This window comes from Streptomyces longwoodensis (genome assembly GCF_001514125.1).
GTDB classification, from domain to species: domain Bacteria; phylum Actinomycetota; class Actinomycetes; order Streptomycetales; family Streptomycetaceae; genus Streptomyces; species Streptomyces longwoodensis.
Genome location: NZ_KQ948556.1, coordinates 149,624 through 167,449, shown reverse-complemented (window position 1 = coordinate 167,449; position 17,826 = coordinate 149,624). Strand labels below are relative to the sequence as shown.

The window sequence follows — 17,826 nt, the reverse complement described above, 5'->3', positions numbered from 1 at the left end:
GGCTACGTCGCCTCGCGGTAGGCCGCCGCCTCCTCCAGGTCCAGCCTGCGCAGCAGCGTGCGCAGCATCTCGTCGTCGATGTAGCGGCCGTCGCGCAGGCGGACGAAGACCGCGCGCTCGGCGCTGATCATCTCCCGGGACAGGCGGCGGTAGGTGTCGTCGACCGTCTCGCCGGTGACCGGGTTGGTCTGGCCGAGGCGCTCCCAGACGGCGTTGCGGCGGCGCTCCAGGACCGCGCGCAGCCGGTCGGCGAGCGGGGGCGGCAGCGCGTTGCGCTCGTCGGACAGGAGTTCGTCGAGGTGCCGCTCGGCGGCCAGGGACGCCTGGGCCTGGGCGTTGGCCTCGGCGAGGGTCTCGGCCTGCCGGTCGCGGCCGGGGAACTTCAGCAGGTGGATCAGCGGGATGAGGGTCAGGCCCTGCACCACCAGGGTGCCGATCACGGTGGTGAAGGTCAGGAACAGGATGAGGTTGCGGTGCGGGAAGGCGCCCTCGCCGTGGTCCACGGTCAGCGGGATGGAGAAGGCGATGGCGAGCGACACCACGCCCCGCATGCCGGCCCAGGAGATCACGACGGGCGCCCGCCAGGTCGGGTTCTCCTCGCGCGCGCGGATGCGTGCCGACAGCAGCCGGGGCAGGAAGGTGGCCGGGTACACCCACGCGAAGCGCACCACCACGACGACGAGGAACAGCACCACCGCGTACCAGGCGGCGTCCAGGCCCTCGTAGTCCCCGAGGCCCCGCAGGACCACCGGCAGCTGCAGGCCGATCAGGGCGAAGACCGCCGACTCCAGGACGAAGGCGACCATCTTCCACACGGCCTCCTCCTGCAGGCGCGTGGCGAAGTCGACCTCCCACGCGCGGTGCCCGAGGTAGAGCGCGACGACGACCACGGCGAGCACCCCGGAGGCGTGGAACTGCTCGGCGGTCGCGTAGGCGACGAACGGGATGAGCAGCGAGAGCGTGTTCTGCATCAGCGCCTCGCGCAGGTGCGTGCGCAGCCAGTGGATCGGTGCCATGAGGACCAGGCCCACGGCCACGCCGCCGACCGCGGCGATCAGGAACTCCTCGATGCCGCCCGCCCAGGACGCCCCCTCGCCCACCGCGGCCGCGACGGCCACCTTGTACGCGGTGATCGCGGTGGCGTCGTTCAGCAGGGACTCGCCCTGGAGGATCGTGGTGATCCGCGACGGCAGCCCGACCCGGCGGGCCACGGCCGTCGCCGCGACCGCGTCGGGCGGCGCCACCACGGCGCCCAGCACCAGCGCCGCCGTCAGCGGCAGCCCCGGCACGATCAGGTACGCCGCCGCGCCGACGACGAGGGTCGCGAACAGCACGTACCCGACGGACAGCAGCGCCACCGGCCGGGTCTGGGCGCGCAGGTCGAGGTAGGAGCTGTCGACGGCCGACGTGTACAGCAGGGGCGGCAGCAGCAGGGGCAGCACGACCTCGGGGTCGAGGGTGTAGTCGGGCACCCCGGGCAGGTACGACACGGCCAGTCCGACCGCGACCAGCAGCAGGGGCGCCGGCACCGGGGTGCGCCGCGCCCCGGCGGCGATCGCCGCGCTCGCCGCCACCAGCAGAAGCAGTGGCATCACGTCCATGTCCAGCCCACCCTCGTTTTCCGCGCGGCCGTCCGCACGACCGTCGTAATCTGGCAATCATGAAACAGTGCACGCACCTCGACGCGCTGCCGCACCCCGAGCCCGCACCGCTGAGCGAGACGTGCCCGGAGTGCCTGCGGGACGGAACCCACCCGGTGCAGTTGCGGCTGTGTCTGACGTGCGGGCACGTCGGATGCTGCGACTCCTCGCCCAACCGGCACGCCACCGGGCACCACGCCGAGACGGGCCACCCGGTGATGCGGACCTTCGAGCCCGGGGAGGACTGGCGCTGGTGCTTCGAGGACCACGTCCTCGTGTGAGCGGAAGCGGCCGCACCGGGTACGGTTCGAGCGTCTGACGCCTGGGTACGTCAACCCGGCGCGCGCTCTTCCCATTTGGGCCCGCAGACCCCCTAGACACGGAGCGTGTCCACAGCTTTACTGTGAGTGACACCAAGGGGTCGGGGTCCCGGGGACAGTACGGTCGGGAGCGCGATAGCGTCACCGCTGTACCACACTTCGCGTTACCCGGGGGGCGACCCCCGGCCCCGAACAGCTTGTACCACCTTGGAGGTGAGGGTGTCCCAGATCGCAGGCGAGCCCGTGGCGAACCAGGACTTCGTGGAAGTCCGGCTGCCGGCCGCGGGTGCCTACCTGTCGGTGCTGCGGACGGCCACGGCCGGTCTCGCGGCCCGTTTGGACTTCACCCTGGACGAGATCGAGGACCTGCGCATCGCGGTGGACGAGGCCTGCGCGATCCTGCTCCAGCAGGCCGTGCCCGGCTCGGTGCTCAGTTGTGTGTTCCGGCTCGTGGACGACTCGCTGGAGGTCACCGTCTCGGCCCCGACCACGGACGGGCACGCCCCCTCGCGCGACACCTTCGCCTGGACGGTGCTGTCGGCCCTCGCGGGCAAGGTCTCGTCGGCCGTCGACGAGGACCGGACCGTGTCGATCAGCCTGTACAAACAGCGCGGCGCCGGACCCGGTCCGGCGTGAGGGACGGGGACGGTCCGGTGCGGGACGAGGAGCGCGGCACACGGGAGCTGCCGGCCGCGGAGGAGACGGTCCCTCCGGGCGGTTCCCGACGCATGGCGGACGGCATCGACGGCATCCCCGAGCAGGCCCGGCCGCATCCGGAGGACACCTCCACGCAGGCCGGAACCCCGGACCCGGACGCGCGGCACGGACGGCGGGGTGCCGTGCGGGCCGCGCCCCGGGGCGGAGCAGACGGGGACTCCCCCGGCCGGTCGGGGGCGACGGCTCGACAGAGGGCGACGGGCGGGACGATGAGCGAGCACGAGCGAGACGACGAACCGGTGGTGCCGGGCACCCGGCACGAGCCTCACGATCGCAGCGGGGCGCGGGCACTGTTCGTCGAGCTGCGCGCGCTGAAGGAGGGCAGCGCGGAGTACGCGGAGCTGCGCAACCAACTGGTCCGCATGCACCTGCCGCTCGTGGAGCACCTCGCGCGCCGCTTCCGCAACCGCGGTGAGCCGCTGGACGACCTCACCCAGGTCGCCACCATCGGCCTGATCAAGTCGGTCGACCGCTTCGACCCGGACCGCGGGGTGGAGTTCTCCACGTACGCGACCCCGACGGTCGTGGGCGAGATCAAGCGCCACTTCCGCGACAAGGGCTGGGCGGTCCGCGTGCCGCGGCGCCTGCAGGAGCTGCGGCTCTCGCTGACCACGGCCACCGCCGAGCTGTCCCAGCTGCACGGCCGCTCCCCGACCGTGCACGAGCTCGCCGAGAAGCTGGCCATCTCGGAGGAGGAGGTCCTGGAGGGCCTGGAGTCGGCGAACGCCTACTCCACGCTGTCGCTGGACGTCCCCGACACCGACGACGAGTCCCCCGCGGTCGCCGACACCCTCGGCGCGGAGGACGAGGCACTGGAGGGCGTGGAGTACCGGGAGTCGCTCAAGCCGCTCCTGGAGGACCTGCCCCCGCGCGAGAAGCGCATCCTGCTGCTGCGCTTCTTCGGCAACATGACCCAGTCGCAGATCGCGCAGGAGGTCGGCATCTCGCAGATGCACGTCTCCCGGCTGCTGGCCCGCACACTGGCCCAGCTGCGGGAGAAGCTGCTGGTGGAGGAGTAGGCCCCGCCCGGCAGCCGGGCGGGAAGGGTCTCCGGGCCGGCCGGTGGGCCGGCCCTGGGGGGTGTCTCCCTGGCGCGGCCTACTTGCGGCCGGCGCCCCTCTGCTGTCCGGCCGTCGGCTCCTCGTCCTGCGCGCGGCCCGGCCCCCGGATCCCCAGGGCCCGGGTCGTCTCGCGGTTGACGAGGAGGACCAGCGCCGCGATCGCGACGACCCCGAGGACGATGCCGGCCGGGATGGCCACGCTGTCGGCCTGGAGCAGGTTGTAGGCGACGGGCAGCGCCAGGATCTGCGTGATGACGGCCGGCCCCCGGCTCCAGCTGCGCAGGGCCAGCAGCCCCCGCGCGGCGAGCAGCGGCAGCAGCGCCAGCACGACCAGGGTGATGCCCCCGGTGACGGCCTGCTGCCGGTCGTCCGAGTCGCCGGCGACGCCGAGCACCAGCATCCACAGCCCGGCGACGACCAGCGCCAACCCCTCCAGGGCGACGAGCGCGGCGGCGTACGTCAGCCGTCGCGGGCGCGCTCCCGCGACGGGCGCGGCGGGCCCGGTGGGCGCGGTCTCGGAGTCCTGCGCGGGCGGGCCGGACCGCGCGGCGCGGCCGGTGCGCGGGGCGTCGGGGGTCTGCTCACTGGTCACCCTTGAAGGGTAGCCCTCGGCCCGCCGGGCCCCCAGGGCCCGGTGCCCCCACCCGCGGAGCGCCCGTGTCGAGCGTCACGGCCCGATCTCTTACCCGTTCCCTACCCGGCCTGTGCCGGGTACCCCCCAGTAGGTACGCTGCCCTGCATGCGTGCACTTCTCGTGGTCAACCCGGCGGCAACCACTACGAGTGCCCGCACGCGCGACGTCCTCATCCATGCGCTGGCGAGCGAGATGAAGCTCGAGGCGGTCACCACGGAGTACCGCGGACACGCGCGCGACCTGGGCCGGCTGGCGGCGCAGAGCGACGACATCGACCTGGTGGTGGCGCTCGGCGGCGACGGCACGGTGAACGAGGTCGTCAACGGCCTGCTGCACGCCGGCCCCGCCCCCGACCACCTGCCCGGCCTCGCCGTGGTGCCCGGCGGTTCCACCAACGTCTTCGCCCGCGCCCTCGGCCTGCCCAACGACCCCGTCGAGGCGACCGGCGCCCTGCTGGACGCGCTGCGCGACGGGCGGGAGCGCACGGTCGGGCTGGGTCTGACCTCGGGCACGCCGGGCACGGAGGACGAGGCGGTGCCGTCCCGCTGGTTCCTGTTCAACGCGGGGCTGGGCTTCGACGCCGGGGTGGTGGGGCGGGTGGAGCAGCACCGGGAGCAGGGCAAGCGGTCCACGCACGCGCTCTACGTCCGCCAGGCGATGCGCCAGTTCTTCGGCGATCCGCACCGCCGGCACGGGACGATCGTCCTGGAGCGGGAGGGCGCCGAGCCGGTCACCGGTCTGGTGCTGTCCATAGTCTGCAACACGGCCCCGTGGACCTATCTGGGCAATCGTCCGGTGTACGCGTCACCTAAGGCCTCGTTCGACACGGGTCTCGACGTGCTCGGTCTCAGCCGCCTCTCCACCCCCGCGGTTGCCCGCTATGTGACCCAGTTGCTCCTTTCGTCCCCCGAGCGGGGACCCCAGGGCAGACATGCGGTGTCCCTGCACGACCTGACCCGGTTCACCTTGCATTCGAAGGCCCCCCTGCCTTTGCAGATGGACGGAGACCACCTGGGACTGCGTACCAGCGTGACGTTCACAGGCGTACGCCGTGCACTGCGTGTGATTGTGTGAGCAGAAGGGGCGAAAGTCCTTTCACTCGAACGTTTAGGCCAGGATCCACCCCATGGAAGTACGGCTGTGACCTAGTCGACACCGAGGAATCAAAAAAAACTTTCCGGAAGGGGTTGTATCCGCCGCTGAGGTTTGCGACTCTCTACGTGGCGATCGGGACGGCCCGCAACACCGGCCTCCACTGATCACCGGAACCCCTCTTCACACACAGGACCACGCCGGGGAAGACTCGGCGGTCGGCCCTTCACTTGTTGAGGGATTCGTGAAAGCGTTCACATTCACAAGCTAACCTGCACAGTCATACCAAGGAGAGGTAGCAGCCATGGACTGGCGTCACAACGCCGTTTGCCGCGAGGAAGACCCCGAGCTCTTCTTCCCCATCGGCAACACCGGTCCTGCGCTGCTGCAGATCGAGGAAGCCAAGGCCGTCTGCCGCCGCTGCCCCGTCATGGAGCAGTGCCTGCAGTGGGCGCTCGAGTCCGGCCAGGACTCCGGCGTCTGGGGTGGTCTCAGCGAGGACGAGCGCCGCGCGATGAAGCGCCGCGCCGCCCGCAACCGGGCCCGTCAGGCCTCCGCCTGACACCCGCCCCGCACACAGCCTGAGCTTGGCGGCGCGTACACCGCGTACGCATCTCCCGCCCCCGAGCCGCAGCGCGCAGTACCCCCGAAGCGCTGAGTAACAGCAGCAGGGAGCACTAGCCCTGGACCTCACGGTCCGGGGCTCTTTGCTGTCCGGACGCAGGCGGGCGCGCGGACGAAGGGCGCACGGACCGGCCGGACCGCCCGGCAGTTCGCCCCCCCGACCCCGCGCTGCCGCCCGGCCGCTACTTCTGCGCCCGCACCGGGACGTCGAGGATCACCTGCGTGCCCCGCTCCGGTGCCGGGACCATGTCGAAGGTGCCCCCCAACTCGCCCTCCACCAGCGTCCGCACGATCTGCAGGCCGAGGTTGCCGGAGGTGTGCGGGTCGAAGCCCTCGGGCAGGCCGACGCCGTCGTCCTGGACGGTGACCAGCAGCCGGGCCTCCTTGCTGGTGCCGCCGCGCACCGCCGAGACCTCGACCGTGCCCGTCTCCCCCTCGCGGAAGCCGTGTTCGAGCGCGTTCTGCAGGATCTCGGTGAGGACCATGGACAGCGGGGTGGCCACCTCCGCGTCGAGGATGCCGAACCGCCCGGTGCGCCGGCCGGTGACCTTGCCCGGGGAGATCTCGGCGACCATCGCGAGCACCCGGTCGGCGATCTCGTCGAACTCCACGCGCTCGTCCAGGTTCTGGGACAGCGTCTCGTGCACGATGGCGATCGAGCCGACCCGGCGCACGGCCTCCTCCAGGGCCTCCCGGCCCCGCTCGGACTCGATGCGGCGGGCCTGCAGGCGCAACAGCGCGGCCACCGTCTGGAGGTTGTTCTTCACCCGGTGGTGGATCTCCCGGATGGTCGCGTCCTTGGTGATCAACTCGCGCTCGCGCCGGCGCAGTTCGGTGACGTCGCGGAGCAGGACCAGCGAGCCGATGCGGGTGCCCTTGGGTTTGAGCGGGATCGCCCGGAACTGGATGACCCCGTCGTGCGCCTCGATCTCGAACTCCCGGGGCGCCCAGCCGCTCGCGACCTTGGCCAGCGCCTCGTCCACCGGCCCGCGGGTGGGGGCGAGTTCGGCGGTGGTCAGGCCGAGGTGCTGGCCGACCAGGTCGGAGGCGAGGCCGAGGCGGTGGTAGGCGGACAGCGCGTTCGGGGAGGCGTACTGGACGACGCCGTCCGCGTCGAGGCGGATCAGGCCGTCGCCGACGCGCGGCGAGGCGTCCATGTCGACCTGCTGGTCGGGGAACGGGAACGACCCGGCCGCGATCATCTGCGCCAGGTCGGACGCGCTCTGCAGGTAGGTCAGCTCCAGCCGGCTCGGGGTGCGCACGGTGAGCAGGTTGGTGTTGCGGGCGATGACGCCGAGGACCCGGCCGTCGCGCCGGACCGGGATGGACTCCACCCGGACGGGGACCTCCTCGCGCCACTCCGGGTCGCCCTCGCGCACGATGCGGCCCTCGTCGAGCGCGGCGTCCAGCAGGGGGCGCCGGCCGCGCGGCACCAGGTGGCCGACCATGTCGTCCTGGTAGGAGGTGGGGCCGGTGTTGGGACGCATCTGGGCGACGGAGACGTAGCGCGTGCCGTCCCGGGTCGGCACCCACAGGACCAGGTCGGCGAAGGACAGGTCGGAGAGCAGTTGCCACTCCGACACCAGCAGGTGCAGCCACTCGAGGTCGGAGGCGTCGAGCGCGGTGTGCTGGCGTACGAGTTCGTTCATGGAGGGCACGTGGCGAGCGTACCCGGCGGTTCTCGGACGGCCGAAAAAACACCCGCGGGCCGCGGCGCCTGGGAGGGACCCTCAACCCTCCCGGCACCGCAGCCCGGAGCATTATCGGCCGTGGGGTGTGCGGTCCCGGTCGGCCGACGGTGAGGAGCCGGGGCAGTCAGGGCAGAGAGTCCCGGTCCCTCGGTCCGCCTTCCTGTGCGGGGAAGACGGAAGCTGTGCGGTTCACCGTGCGGTTCCCCTCCCCCGATTGTGGACTAGACCACTGTGCGTGTCCATGGAGAGGGAGGTGTTCGTTGTGTCAACGCAGCCTAACCCGTGCGGGTTCCCCTCCGGGCCCGCTCGGCGGCTCAATTTCGGGGACACCGGCCGCGCGCCCGGCGCCGGGGGCCCGGAATCTGGGAGGGGACGCCCGATTCTGTTAGATTGGTCTACACCACATGACTCTCCCAGAACGGCAGGCCCAGCGTGGAAGTTGTCATCGTTCCGGACGCCGCGGCGGGTGGCGAGATCGTCGCCGAGGCCATGGCACGGCTCCTGCGGCGCAAGCCCGGCGCCCTGCTCGGCGTGGCCACCGGCTCCACCCCGCTGCCCGTCTACGAGGCCCTGGCCGCCAAGGTGCGCTCCGGTGCCGTGGACGTCTCCCGGGCGCGGATCGCCCAGCTGGACGAGTACGTCGGGCTGCCCGCCGACCACCCGGAGTCCTACCGCTCGGTGCTGCGCCGCGAGGTGCTGGAGCCGCTGGGCGTCGGCATGGACCAGTTCCTGGGGCCGGACGGCACGGCGGACGACGTGCAGGGGGCCTGCGAGGCGTACGACGCCGCGCTGGCCGCGGCCGGCGGTGTGGACCTGCAGCTGCTGGGGATCGGCACGGACGGGCACATCGGCTTCAACGAGCCCTGCTCGTCGCTGGCCTCGCGCACCCGGATCAAGACGCTGACCGAGCAGACCCGGGTGGACAACGCGCGCTTCTTCGACGGCGACATCGAGCAGGTGCCCCACCACGTCATCACCCAGGGCATCGGCACCATCCTGGAGGCGCGCCACCTGGTGCTGCTGGCGACGGGCGAGGGCAAGGCCGACGCGGTCGCCGCGAGCGTGGAGGGGCCGGTCGCCTCGGTGTGCCCGGCGTCCGCGCTGCAGCTGCACCCGCACGCCACGGTCGTGGTCGACGAGGCCGCCGCCTCCAAGCTGAAGCTGGCGGACTACTTCCGGCACACCTACGCCAACAAGCCCGACTGGCAGGGCATCTGAGCGACGGGGCACTTCCCCCCGCACGAGCGAGAGGCGCCGGTGGCCATGGGCCACCGGCGCCTCGTGCGTCGTACCGGTCAGCGGGCGGTCAGGACCTCGACCGCCGCCTGGGCGCACACCCGGGCCGCGCCGTGCGTCGCCAGGTGCAGGGCGCCGCGTGCGGGGGCCTGCGGGACGCCCATCTCGACCACGACCGTGTCGGGGCGGGCGGCGAGCAGGGTGTCCAGGGCGGCCCCCATCCAGGGGTGGCGGTGCTCGTCGCGGACCACGGCCACGATCCGGCGCTCCCCCGCCGCCGCCAGGGCCCCGGCCCCCGCGTCCGGGCCGGAGAAGTGCCCGCTCCCGGTTCCGGGCAGCGCCCGGGCCAGGTCGGCCGCCACGCCCCACGGGGTCTCGTCGCCCACGGCGATGTTGGCGACCGGGGCGAACAGGGCGACGTACGGCGCCTCGGTGAGCGGGGTGGGGGTGCCGGCGCCGGTGACCCGCAGGGCGCGGCGGGCGGCGGTGAGGCCGATGTCCGCGCTGCCGGCCGCACCGTCCGCCGAGGGGGTCTGCGCGGCCGCCCAGCGGGCCAGGGTCCGCACCCGCTCGGCCGCGTCCGCGAGCCGCTCCTCGGGCAGGTCGCCCGCGCGCACGGCGGCGACCAGGGCGTCGCGCAGCAGCCGTACGGTGCCTTCGTCGTGGAGGCCGCCGCCCACGCAGATGGCGTCCGCGCCGGCCGCGAGGGCGAGGACGCTGCCCCGCTCGATGCCGTAGGTGGCGGCGATGGCCTGCATCTCCATGCCGTCGGTGACGATCAGGCCCTGGTAGCCCAGCTCGCCGCGCAGCAGGTCGGTGAGGATGCGGCGGGACAACGTTGCCGGGCGGTCCGGGTCCAGCGCGGGGACCAGGATGTGCGCGCTCATCACCGCGTGGCTGCCGGCCTCGATCGCCGCGCGGAACGGCGTGAGGTCGCGTGCGGACAGCACCTCGGTGTCGACGTCGATGCGTGGCAGCGCGAGGTGGGAGTCGACGGCGGTGTCGCCGTGGCCCGGGAAGTGCTTGGTGCAGGCCGCGACGCCGGCCGCCTGGAGCCCGGTGACGTAGGCGGCGGTGTGCCGGGCGACCAGGTCGGGTTCGGTGCCGAAGGAGCGGACGCCGATCACGGGGTTGCGCGGGTTGGCGTTGACGTCGGCGGAGGGGGCCCAGTTGAAGTTGACCCCGCACTCCCTGAGGCGGCGGCCCAGCTCGTGGGCCACCTGTCCGGTCAGCTCGGTGTCGTCCACCGCGCCCAGGGCGTGGTTGCCGGGGAACGAGGAGCCGGTGCGCACCTCGAGGCGGGTGACGTCGCCGCCCTCCTCGTCGATCGCGACCAGGACGTCGTCGCGTTCGGCGCGCAGCTGGGCGGTGAGCGCGGCCAGTTGCTCGGGGGAGGCGATGTTGCGGCCGAAGAGGCCGACCGAGGCCAGGCCGTCTCCGAGGTGGCGCAGCAGCCAGTCGGGGGCGGTGGTCCCGGGGAAGCCGGGCTGCAGGACGGTCAGGGCGTCCCGGGTGAGTTCGTCCTTGGCGTCGGACCCGGTGGTGCCGCTGGCGAGTGTCGTCATCGGGTGGCGTTATCCCTTCACGGCGCCCGCGGTCAGACCCGCGGCCATCTTGCGCTGGACGAGGAGGAAGAGGACGACGATCGGGACGGCCATCATGGTGGCGCCGGCCATCATCGGGGCGTACTCGGTGCCGTGCTTGGTGCTGAAGTTGCTGAGCCACACGGTCGCGGTCTGGTGCTGCTGGCTCAGCAGCATCAGGGCGTACAGGTACTCGTTCCACGCCTGGATGAAGGCGTAGACGGAGGTGGCCACCATGCCCGGGGCGAGCAGCGGGAAGACCACCCGCATGAAGGCGCTGGTGCGGGAGCAGCCGTCGACCATGGCCGCCTCCTCCAGCTCCTTGGGGATGTTGACGATGAAACCGCGCAGCGTCCAGACCGTGAAGGGCAGGATGAAGGTCAGGTAGGTGATGACCAGGCCGGTGAGCTTGTCGTACTGCTTCAGGTCGTTGAGCAGCAGGAACACCGGGATGATCATGGCGACGAGCGGGATCATCTGGACCGCGAGGATGCCGACGATCACGACCTTGCGGCCGCGGAAGGCGAAGCGGGAGATCGCGAGGGCCGCCAGCATGCCGACCACGATGCCGATCAGCACGACCGACAGGGACACGACCAGGCTGCGGCCGACCGGGCCCCAGAAGTCGGCGATGTCCAGTGCGCGGCGGAAGTTGTCGAAGGTCAGGCCCGTCGGCAGCAGGCTGGGGTCGGGGTCGATGGCGTCCTTGGCCGGCTTGAACGCGGTGTTGAGCATCCAGTAGACGGGGAAGCCGGCGGTGGCGAACACCAGCAGGCCGAGGAGGTTCCAGCCCACCTTGGTGCCCTTGCGCGCGGCAGGCGTGCGCGCGCTGCTCGTGGTGCTCACTCGACCTCTCCGATCTTCAGCATCTGACGCATGTACACGGCGACCACGCCCAGCAGGAGCACCACGGTGATCAGCGCGATCGCCGAGCCCTGCCCGTAGTCGTTGACGACGAAGGCGCGGTCGTAGGAGTAGGTCGTCAGCAGCTGGAACTCGGCCTCGGGGTGGCCGTTGCGCATGACGAAGACCTGGGGGAAGACGCCCATGTCCCAGATGACCGACAGGGTCGTGAGCATCACGACGACCGGCTTCAGGATGGGCAGGGTGACGTACCGGAAGACGCCCCAGGCGCCGGCGCCGTCGAGCCGGGCGGCCTCCTCCAGCTCCTTGGGCACCTGGGTGAGGCCGGCGCTGAGCGTGATGACCACGAAGGGCACGGCGCCCCAGACCACCAGGAGCATGATCACGGCGAGGCCCTGCGGCCCGCTGGCGAACCAGTTGTGGCCGATCAGGTCGACGCCGGGCAGCTTGCTCAGCACGGCGTTGAGGACGCCGTAGTCGGAGTCGAACAGCCACTTGAAGACCGTGGTGGCGACGATGACCGGCATGCCCCAGCTGGCCACCAGCGCGATGTTGATCAGGGTGCGCACCCAGCCGGAGACCCGCTGCAGCAGCAGCGCGATCAGCATGCCGAGCACCATCGTGAAGATCACCGAGCCGGCGGCGAAGACGATCGTGCGCAGCACGACCTGCCAGAACTCGTCGTCCGAGAGCACCTTGGTGAAGTTGCCGAACCCGGCCGACTCGGCCGGCTGGAAGCCCCACAGCTGCGACTGGCCGAACTTCTGGAACGACAGGGTGACCAGGCGCACCAGCGGGTAGCCCATCACCCCGGCGAGGACCAGCAGACAGGGCGCGAGCAGCAGCCAAGGCGTGCCGGCGGCGCCCTTCGCACTCGGTCTGCGGGGTGTGCCCGGGGCGGCCGGGGGCGGCGCCTGCCGCGGCGGCGGCACCTTGGCAGGGGTGGTCGTGTCTGCGGCACTCATCGCGCGCTCCTCAGCGGTACCTCAGGTCGTACGAAGGCTTCGGTCCCGTACGGCGAGAGCGCACGGGACGCAGGGCCCCGCCCCCGGACTCCCCCCGGGGTCGCGGGGCCCTGCGGTCGGGTCACTTGGTGTTGATGACCTTGTCGATCGCGGCGTCCGCTTCCTTCGCGGCGGCCTCGACCGACTTCTTGCCGGTGCCGATGCTCTGCAGCATCGTCTGCAGGACCTGGGCCTTCTCGACCTGGCCCCAGCCGGGGGCCATCGGGACGAACCAGTTGGACTCGGCCGCGGTGGCCGGGACCGCCGTCGCGGGGTCGTTCTTCAGGGTCGCGAGGTCGGTCTTGTTGTTCGGCAGGTTGCCCTTGGCCATCAGGCCCTTCTGGCCGGCCGGGCCGGTGAACGCGTTGATCCACTCGGCGGCCAGGTCCTTGGCGCCGGACTTGACCGGGACGGCCAGGTCGGAACCGCCCAGGAACACCGGGATGTTCTTGCCGGACGGGCCGGGCATCACGAAGTTCTCGAGGTTGTCCTTGAGCTTGCCGGTCTTGTCGTTCTTCGGGTCGGCGGCGGTCGCGCCCTCCCAGGCCGCACCGAAGATCATGCCGGACTTGCCCTGGCCGTAGACGATGTACCGGTCGGACTCGTCCTTGGTCTTGTCGCCGTGCATGTACTTGTCGACGACGTCCTTGTACGCGGTGAGGCCCTTGACCGACTCGGGCGAGGAGAGGTTGGCCTTCCACTGGCCGCCCTCCTCCTTGGCGATGGAGCCGCCGGCGTCGTAGACGAAGGACATGGCCGCGTACCAGTCACGGGTGGGCTGGTACCAGGCGTTGAAGGAGTTGCCCTCCTTCTTCTGCACCTTGTCCAGGGCGGCGGTGAGCTCCGCGTAGGTCTTCGGGGCGCTCTTGACGCCGGCCGCGGCGAAGACGTCCTTGCGGTAGTTGCCGACCCGGCCGCCCGCGTAGTACGGCACGCCGTAGGTCTTGTCCTCGTAGGTCACGGACGCCTTCAGGCCGTCCAGCCACGCGGAGGAGTTGTCGAACTTGGCGGCGTCGAGCGGCGCGAAGGCGCCCTTGACCATGTAGCCGAGCATCTCGGTGTTGCCCATCTCGACCACGTCCGGCGCCTTGTCGGTCGCGAGGACGGCGTCGAGCTTGGTGTTCTTGTCCGGCCAGCCGTAGTACTCGTGCTTGATCTTGACGCCGGGGTGCTTCTTGGCCACCGCGTCGTCGGCCGCCTTGACCAGGTCCGGCCAGTTGTTCTGCGCGTCGACGGTGAGCCAGACGGTCAGCTCCTTGGCCTCGGAACCGCCCGAGCCGTTGCCCTTGTCGTCGCTGTCCCCGCACGCCGCGATGGAGACCATCATGCCCGCGATACCGATCGCGGCTATCAGCTTGCGCTTCACGCCAACCCTCCTCAGGGATGCCACACAACCCCCCTGCCTCCCCGCGGTTGAGCGTCAACGCGTACCGCCCATGGGGCCGGGACTGGACCAATGGTGTAGACCAGTACCGCGGAGCTTGGCTCAGACCAATAGGCCTGTCAAGGGTGTGCGAGTAGCCTCCTACCAGCCGTTATGGGACCTACATATGCAGGAACCTTTAAGTAAGAACCCCTCAATAACAGGGGGTGGATGCGAGACACTTCGGGTAGACCACTTGGAGGCGATGGACTAGACCAAAACCGGAAGCCGACGGTATACAGAGGTGATCACGGCACGCGCGGGAGCCCGCGCGAGGGCCCAGGAGCCGGGAAGGCGGAGCATGAGCACCGACGTCAGCAGTGCGGAGAACGAGGGTGGGGCGACCGTCCGTACCGCGCGCGTGCCCAAGTACTACCGCCTGAAGAAACACCTGCTCGACATGACGCAGACCCAGGCGCCCGGCACGCCGGTCCCGCCCGAGCGGACCCTCGCGGCGGAGTTCGACACCTCGCGCACCACCGTCCGCCAGGCACTGCAGGAGCTGGTCGTCGAGGGCCGCCTGGAGCGCATCCAGGGCAAGGGCACCTTCGTCGCCAAGCCCAAGGTCTCCCAGGCGCTGCAACTCACCTCGTACACCGAGGACATGCGCGCCCAGGGCCTCGAACCGACCTCCCAGCTGCTGGACATCGGGTACATCACCGCCGACGACCGGCTGGCCGGCCTGCTGGACATCACGGCCGGCGGCCGGGTGCTGCGCATCGAGCGCCTGCGCATGGCCAACGCCGAGCCGATGGCCATCGAGACCACCCACCTGTCCGCCAAGCGCTTCCCCGCGCTGCGCCGCAGCCTCGCCAAGTACACCTCCCTCTACACCGCGCTCGCCGAGGTCTACGACGTCCACCTGGCCGAGGCCGAGGAGACCATCGAGACCTCGCTGGCCACCCCGCGCGAGGCCGGTCTGCTGGGCACCGACGTGGGCCTGCCGATGCTGATGCTGTCCCGGCACTCGCTGGACCGGCACGGCGACCCGGTCGAGTGGGTGCGGTCGGTGTACCGCGGGGACCGGTACAAGTTCGTCGCGCGGCTGAAGCGTCCGCAGGACTGATCCGGGACCCTCCGGGGAACTGATCCCTCGTCGGCGTGATCGATATGCGGACGAGGTCTTCCGCTTGCCTTTATCCGTCACCTACATTGCCTGCGCGTTACACGTGATCACAGGTGATCGTGAGGGGACGGAGCACCGCATGTCAGACACACCCGAAGCCCCAGCAGGGCCGGTGGTGACGCCGTTGCGCGTCGTCATCGCCCTCTGCCTGCTCGCGCCCTTCGTGGCGATGCTGTGGGTGGGCTCGTACGCGAAAGTGGACCCCACGTTCATCGGGATCCCGTTCTTCTACTGGTACCAGATGCTGTGGGTGCTGATCTCCACCGCGCTCACGATGGTCGCCCACCAGCTGTGGCGGCGTGACCAGCGCGCCCGCTCGACCACGAAGGGCGGTGCGGCGCGGTGAACGACGGCGTCAACGGCGTCGCGCTCGGCGTCTTCATCTTCTTCTTCCTGGCCGTCACGGTCATGGGCTTCCTGGCCGCACGCTGGCGCCGGGCCGAGAACGAGCACAGCCTCGACGAATGGGGCCTGGGCGGACGGTCGTTCGGCACCTGGATCACCTGGTTCCTGCTGGGCGGCGACCTCTACACGGCGTACACGTTCGTCGCCGTCCCGGCGGCGATCTACGCGGCCGGCGCGTCCGGGTTCTTCGCGGTGCCCTACACGATCCTGGTGTACCCGCTGATCTTCACGTTCCTGCCGCGCCTGTGGTCGGTCTCGCACCGGCACGGCTACGTGACCACCTCGGACTTCGTGCGCGGCCGGTTCGGGTCCAAGAGCCTGTCCCTGGCGGTGGCCGTGACCGGCATCCTCGCCACCATGCCGTACATCGCGCTCCAGCTCGTCGGCATCCAGGCGGTGCTGGACGTGATGGGCGTCGGCGGCGGCGAGAACACCAACTGGTTCGTCAAGGACCTGCCGTTGCTGATCGCCTTCGGCGTGCTGGCGGCGTACACCTACTCGTCCGGCCTGCGGGCGCCCGCGCTGATCGCGTTCGTCAAGGACGCGCTGATCTACCTCGTCATCGCGGTGGCCATCATCTACATCCCGATCAAGCTGGGCGGCTTCGACGACGTCTTCGCCAAGGCGGGCGACGCGTTCGGCCAGACCAACCCGGCGACCGGCAAACCGCGCGGGGCGCTCGTCCCGGCGGAGGCCGGCCAGTGGACCTACGCCACCCTGGCGCTGGGCTCCGCGCTGGCGCTGTTCATGTACCCGCACTCGATCACCGCGACGCTGTCCTCCAAGAGCCGTGAGGTGATCCGCCGCAACACCACGATCCTGCCGCTGTACTCCCTGATGCTCGGCCTGCTGGCGCTGCTGGGCTTCATGGCGATCGCGGCCGGGGTGAAGGTCACCAACGGCCAGCTGGCGATCCCGCAGCTGTTCGAGAACATGTTCCCGGACTGGTTCGCGGGCGTGGCCTTCGCGGCGATCGGCATCGGCGCGCTGGTGCCGGCGGCCATCATGTCGATCGCGGCGGCGAACCTGTTCACGCGCAACATCTACAAGGACTTCATCAAGCCGGACGCGACGCCGAAGGAGGAGACCCGGGTCTCCAAGATCGTGTCCCTGCTGGTGAAGGTGGGCGCGCTGGTCTTCGTCCTCACCATGGACAAGACCGTCGCGATCAACTTCCAGCTGCTGGGCGGCATCTGGATCCTGCAGACCTTCCCGGCCCTGGTCGGCGGCCTGTTCACGCGGTGGTTCCACCGCTGGGCGCTGCTCGCGGGCTGGGCGGTCGGCATGGTCTACGGCACGGTCGCGGCCTACGGCGTGGCCTCCCCGACCCAGAAGCACTTCGGCGGCTCCTCGAAGGAGATCCCGGGCATCGGGGAGATCGGCTACATCGGCCTCACGGCGTTCGTGCTGAACCTGGTGGTCGCGGTGGTCCTCACGTTCGTCCTGAAGGCCGTCAAGGCCCCCGAGGGCATCGACGAGACCAGCCCCGCCGACTACACGGCGGACGCGGGCGATCCGGGCGTGCAGACCGAACTCCCCCCGGCCACCGCGGGGTCGGCGCACTGAGCCGACGGGGCAGCCGCGCAGGCCGCCCCGCCCGACGGGCCGCCGGAGCGATCCGGCGGCCCGTCGTCGTGTCCGGCCCGGGCGTGCGGCGGACCGGCACCGTCCGCCGGGGCGGCCCGCCGTCACGGCCACCACCGGACCCGGCGACCCGTCGCCGTGGCCGCCGGGCCACCGTCCGTCGCACCCGCCGCACCGGTCCCTCGCCCGTCGTCAGGTCCGCCGGAGAAATCCGGGGCCCCGCGTCCCACCCGTCCGGCACACTCGCCGCATGGACACCGTGATCCGGATCGCCCGGCCCGAGGAGTACGCCGCCCTCGGCGAGTTGACCGCCCGCGCCTACCTCGACGACGGCCTCCTGGACTTCGGCGAGGACGACGAGTACCTGCCGGTGCTCAAGGACGTCGCCCGCCGCGCAGCCGCAGCCGAGGTGCTGGTGGCGGTCGAGGGCGACCGGCTCCTCGGCGGGGTCGCCTTCGTGGCGGGCCCCGGGCCGGCCGCCGACATCGCGCGTCCCGGCGAGGCCGAGGTACGGGCGCTCGCCGTGGTGCGCGAGGCCCGCGGCCGGGGTGTCGGCGAGGCGCTCGTGCGGGCCTGCGTGGACCGCGCCCGCGCCACCCCGGGCTGCGCCCGGCTCGTGCTGTCCAGCCAGCGCTCCATGCACAGCGCCCACCGCCTCTACGAGCGGCTCGGCTTCGAGCGCACCCCCGACCGCGACTGGAACCCCGTCCCACACCTGGACGACCTCACGCTGCTCACCTGCGTGCTGACGCTCCGCCACACGGACTGAGGCGCCCCGGACCCGCTCGCGACACAACATCTGGGGGTGGCGTGCCGAGCGGA

17 protein-coding genes are annotated in these 17,826 nt (G+C 71.3%); 10 read left to right on the top strand and 7 right to left on the bottom strand.

The genetic code is table 11. The features are described 5' to 3' along the window. Positions 1-2: 2 nt before the first annotated feature. Positions 3-1,601, bottom strand: a complete 1,599-nt coding sequence (locus AQJ30_RS22305) for a Na+/H+ antiporter (RefSeq protein WP_067236916.1) — start codon at positions 1,599-1,601, stop codon at positions 3-5. Between the two features lie 59 nt (positions 1,602-1,660). On the opposite strand from AQJ30_RS22305, the gene AQJ30_RS22300 reads away from it, so the two are divergent. The 3 genes from AQJ30_RS22300 (at position 1,661) to AQJ30_RS22290 (ending at position 3,696) form a co-directional block, all read left to right on the top strand. Further along, complete coding sequence (locus AQJ30_RS22300) at positions 1,661-1,921, top strand: UBP-type zinc finger domain-containing protein (protein ID WP_067236913.1); 261 nt, start codon at positions 1,661-1,663, stop codon at positions 1,919-1,921. A gap of 258 nt (positions 1,922-2,179) precedes the next feature. Next, complete coding sequence (locus AQJ30_RS22295) at positions 2,180-2,596, top strand: ATP-binding protein (RefSeq protein ID WP_067236910.1); 417 nt, start codon at positions 2,180-2,182, stop codon at positions 2,594-2,596. After that, positions 2,593-3,696, top strand: a complete 1,104-nt coding sequence (locus AQJ30_RS22290) for an RNA polymerase sigma factor SigF (protein WP_079084197.1) — start codon at positions 2,593-2,595, stop codon at positions 3,694-3,696. The genes AQJ30_RS22295 and AQJ30_RS22290 overlap by 4 nt, the downstream gene beginning before the upstream one ends. 79 nt (positions 3,697-3,775) lie before the next feature. On the opposite strand, the gene AQJ30_RS22285 is transcribed toward AQJ30_RS22290, so the two are convergent. Continuing rightward, the gene (locus AQJ30_RS22285) at positions 3,776-4,330 is read right to left on the bottom strand and encodes a hypothetical protein (RefSeq protein ID WP_079084196.1); all 555 of its coding nucleotides are present in this window, start codon (positions 4,328-4,330) and stop codon (positions 3,776-3,778) included. Positions 4,331-4,477: 147 nt separating this feature from the next. On the opposite strand from AQJ30_RS22285, the gene AQJ30_RS22280 reads away from it, so the two are divergent. Both AQJ30_RS22280 and AQJ30_RS22275 read left to right on the top strand, forming a co-directional pair. Further along, entirely contained in the window at positions 4,478-5,446 is a 969-nt protein-coding gene (locus AQJ30_RS22280; RefSeq protein WP_067236909.1) for a diacylglycerol/lipid kinase family protein, read from the top strand. A gap of 322 nt (positions 5,447-5,768) precedes the next feature. After that, positions 5,769-6,026: a WhiB family transcriptional regulator gene (locus AQJ30_RS22275; protein WP_016639615.1), complete on the top strand. Its 258-nt coding sequence runs from the start codon at positions 5,769-5,771 to the stop codon at positions 6,024-6,026. 244 nt (positions 6,027-6,270) lie between these two features. Here AQJ30_RS22275 and AQJ30_RS22270 read toward each other — a convergent pair whose 3' ends face one another. Then, the gene (locus AQJ30_RS22270; protein ID WP_174863952.1) at positions 6,271-7,746 is read right to left on the bottom strand and encodes a sensor histidine kinase; all 1,476 of its coding nucleotides are present in this window, start codon (positions 7,744-7,746) and stop codon (positions 6,271-6,273) included. 465 nt (positions 7,747-8,211) lie between these two features. On the opposite strand from AQJ30_RS22270, the gene nagB reads away from it, so the two are divergent. Next, a complete protein-coding gene (gene nagB / locus AQJ30_RS22265) occupies positions 8,212-8,997 on the top strand; it encodes a glucosamine-6-phosphate deaminase (protein WP_067236904.1) in 786 nt (261 codons plus the stop codon). Between the two features lie 77 nt (positions 8,998-9,074). On the opposite strand, the gene AQJ30_RS22260 is transcribed toward nagB, so the two are convergent. The 4 genes from AQJ30_RS22260 to AQJ30_RS22245 form a co-directional block, all read right to left on the bottom strand. Next, positions 9,075-10,580, bottom strand: coding sequence for a glycoside hydrolase family 3 protein (locus AQJ30_RS22260; protein ID WP_067236901.1), 1,506 nt, complete (start codon positions 10,578-10,580; stop codon positions 9,075-9,077). 9 nt (positions 10,581-10,589) lie between these two features. Then, positions 10,590-11,444 (bottom strand): carbohydrate ABC transporter permease, encoded by an 855-nt coding sequence (locus tag AQJ30_RS22255; protein ID WP_067236898.1) that lies wholly within the window; start codon positions 11,442-11,444, stop codon positions 10,590-10,592. Beyond that, positions 11,441-12,427: a carbohydrate ABC transporter permease gene (locus tag AQJ30_RS22250; RefSeq protein ID WP_067236895.1), complete on the bottom strand. Its 987-nt coding sequence runs from the start codon at positions 12,425-12,427 to the stop codon at positions 11,441-11,443. The genes AQJ30_RS22255 and AQJ30_RS22250 overlap by 4 nt, the downstream gene beginning before the upstream one ends. A gap of 121 nt (positions 12,428-12,548) precedes the next feature. Then, complete coding sequence (locus AQJ30_RS22245; RefSeq protein WP_067236892.1) at positions 12,549-13,832, bottom strand: extracellular solute-binding protein; 1,284 nt, start codon at positions 13,830-13,832, stop codon at positions 12,549-12,551. Positions 13,833-14,190: 358 nt separating this feature from the next. On the opposite strand from AQJ30_RS22245, the gene AQJ30_RS22240 reads away from it, so the two are divergent. The 4 genes from AQJ30_RS22240 (at position 14,191) to AQJ30_RS22225 (ending at position 17,773) form a co-directional block, all read left to right on the top strand. Continuing rightward, complete coding sequence (locus AQJ30_RS22240) at positions 14,191-14,955, top strand: GntR family transcriptional regulator (protein WP_067236889.1); 765 nt, start codon at positions 14,191-14,193, stop codon at positions 14,953-14,955. Between the two features lie 139 nt (positions 14,956-15,094). Beyond that, on the top strand, positions 15,095-15,361 hold the full coding sequence (locus AQJ30_RS22235; RefSeq protein WP_079084195.1) for a DUF3311 domain-containing protein: 267 nt from the start codon (positions 15,095-15,097) through the stop codon (positions 15,359-15,361). Further along, on the top strand, positions 15,358-16,986 hold the full coding sequence (mctP, locus tag AQJ30_RS22230; RefSeq protein WP_067236883.1) for a monocarboxylate uptake permease MctP: 1,629 nt from the start codon (positions 15,358-15,360) through the stop codon (positions 16,984-16,986). The genes AQJ30_RS22235 and mctP overlap by 4 nt, the downstream gene beginning before the upstream one ends. 268 nt (positions 16,987-17,254) lie before the next feature. Then, positions 17,255-17,773, top strand: coding sequence for a GNAT family N-acetyltransferase (locus AQJ30_RS22225; RefSeq protein ID WP_067236882.1), 519 nt, complete (start codon positions 17,255-17,257; stop codon positions 17,771-17,773). The last annotated feature ends 53 nt before the right edge of the window (positions 17,774-17,826 follow it).

What these genes read in the sequence shown, in the direction of transcription:
- AQJ30_RS22250 (WP_067236895.1), bottom strand. Translation starts at nt 12,427, where the DNA reads ATGAGTGCCGCAGACACGACCACCCCTGCCAAGGTGCCGCCGCCGCGG.
- AQJ30_RS22280 (WP_067236909.1), top strand. Translation starts at nt 4,478, where the DNA reads ATGCGTGCACTTCTCGTGGTCAACCCGGCGGCAACCACTACGAGTGCC.
- AQJ30_RS22305 (WP_067236916.1), bottom strand. Translation starts at nt 1,601, where the DNA reads ATGGACGTGATGCCACTGCTTCTGCTGGTGGCGGCGAGCGCGGCGATC.
- AQJ30_RS22300 (WP_067236913.1), top strand. Translation starts at nt 1,661, where the DNA reads ATGAAACAGTGCACGCACCTCGACGCGCTGCCGCACCCCGAGCCCGCA.
- AQJ30_RS22240 (WP_067236889.1), top strand. Translation starts at nt 14,191, where the DNA reads ATGAGCACCGACGTCAGCAGTGCGGAGAACGAGGGTGGGGCGACCGTC.
- AQJ30_RS22235 (WP_079084195.1), top strand. Translation starts at nt 15,095, where the DNA reads ATGTCAGACACACCCGAAGCCCCAGCAGGGCCGGTGGTGACGCCGTTG.
- AQJ30_RS22260 (WP_067236901.1), bottom strand. Translation starts at nt 10,580, where the DNA reads ATGACGACACTCGCCAGCGGCACCACCGGGTCCGACGCCAAGGACGAA.
- AQJ30_RS22225 (WP_067236882.1), top strand. Translation starts at nt 17,255, where the DNA reads ATGGACACCGTGATCCGGATCGCCCGGCCCGAGGAGTACGCCGCCCTC.
- AQJ30_RS22275 (WP_016639615.1), top strand. Translation starts at nt 5,769, where the DNA reads ATGGACTGGCGTCACAACGCCGTTTGCCGCGAGGAAGACCCCGAGCTC.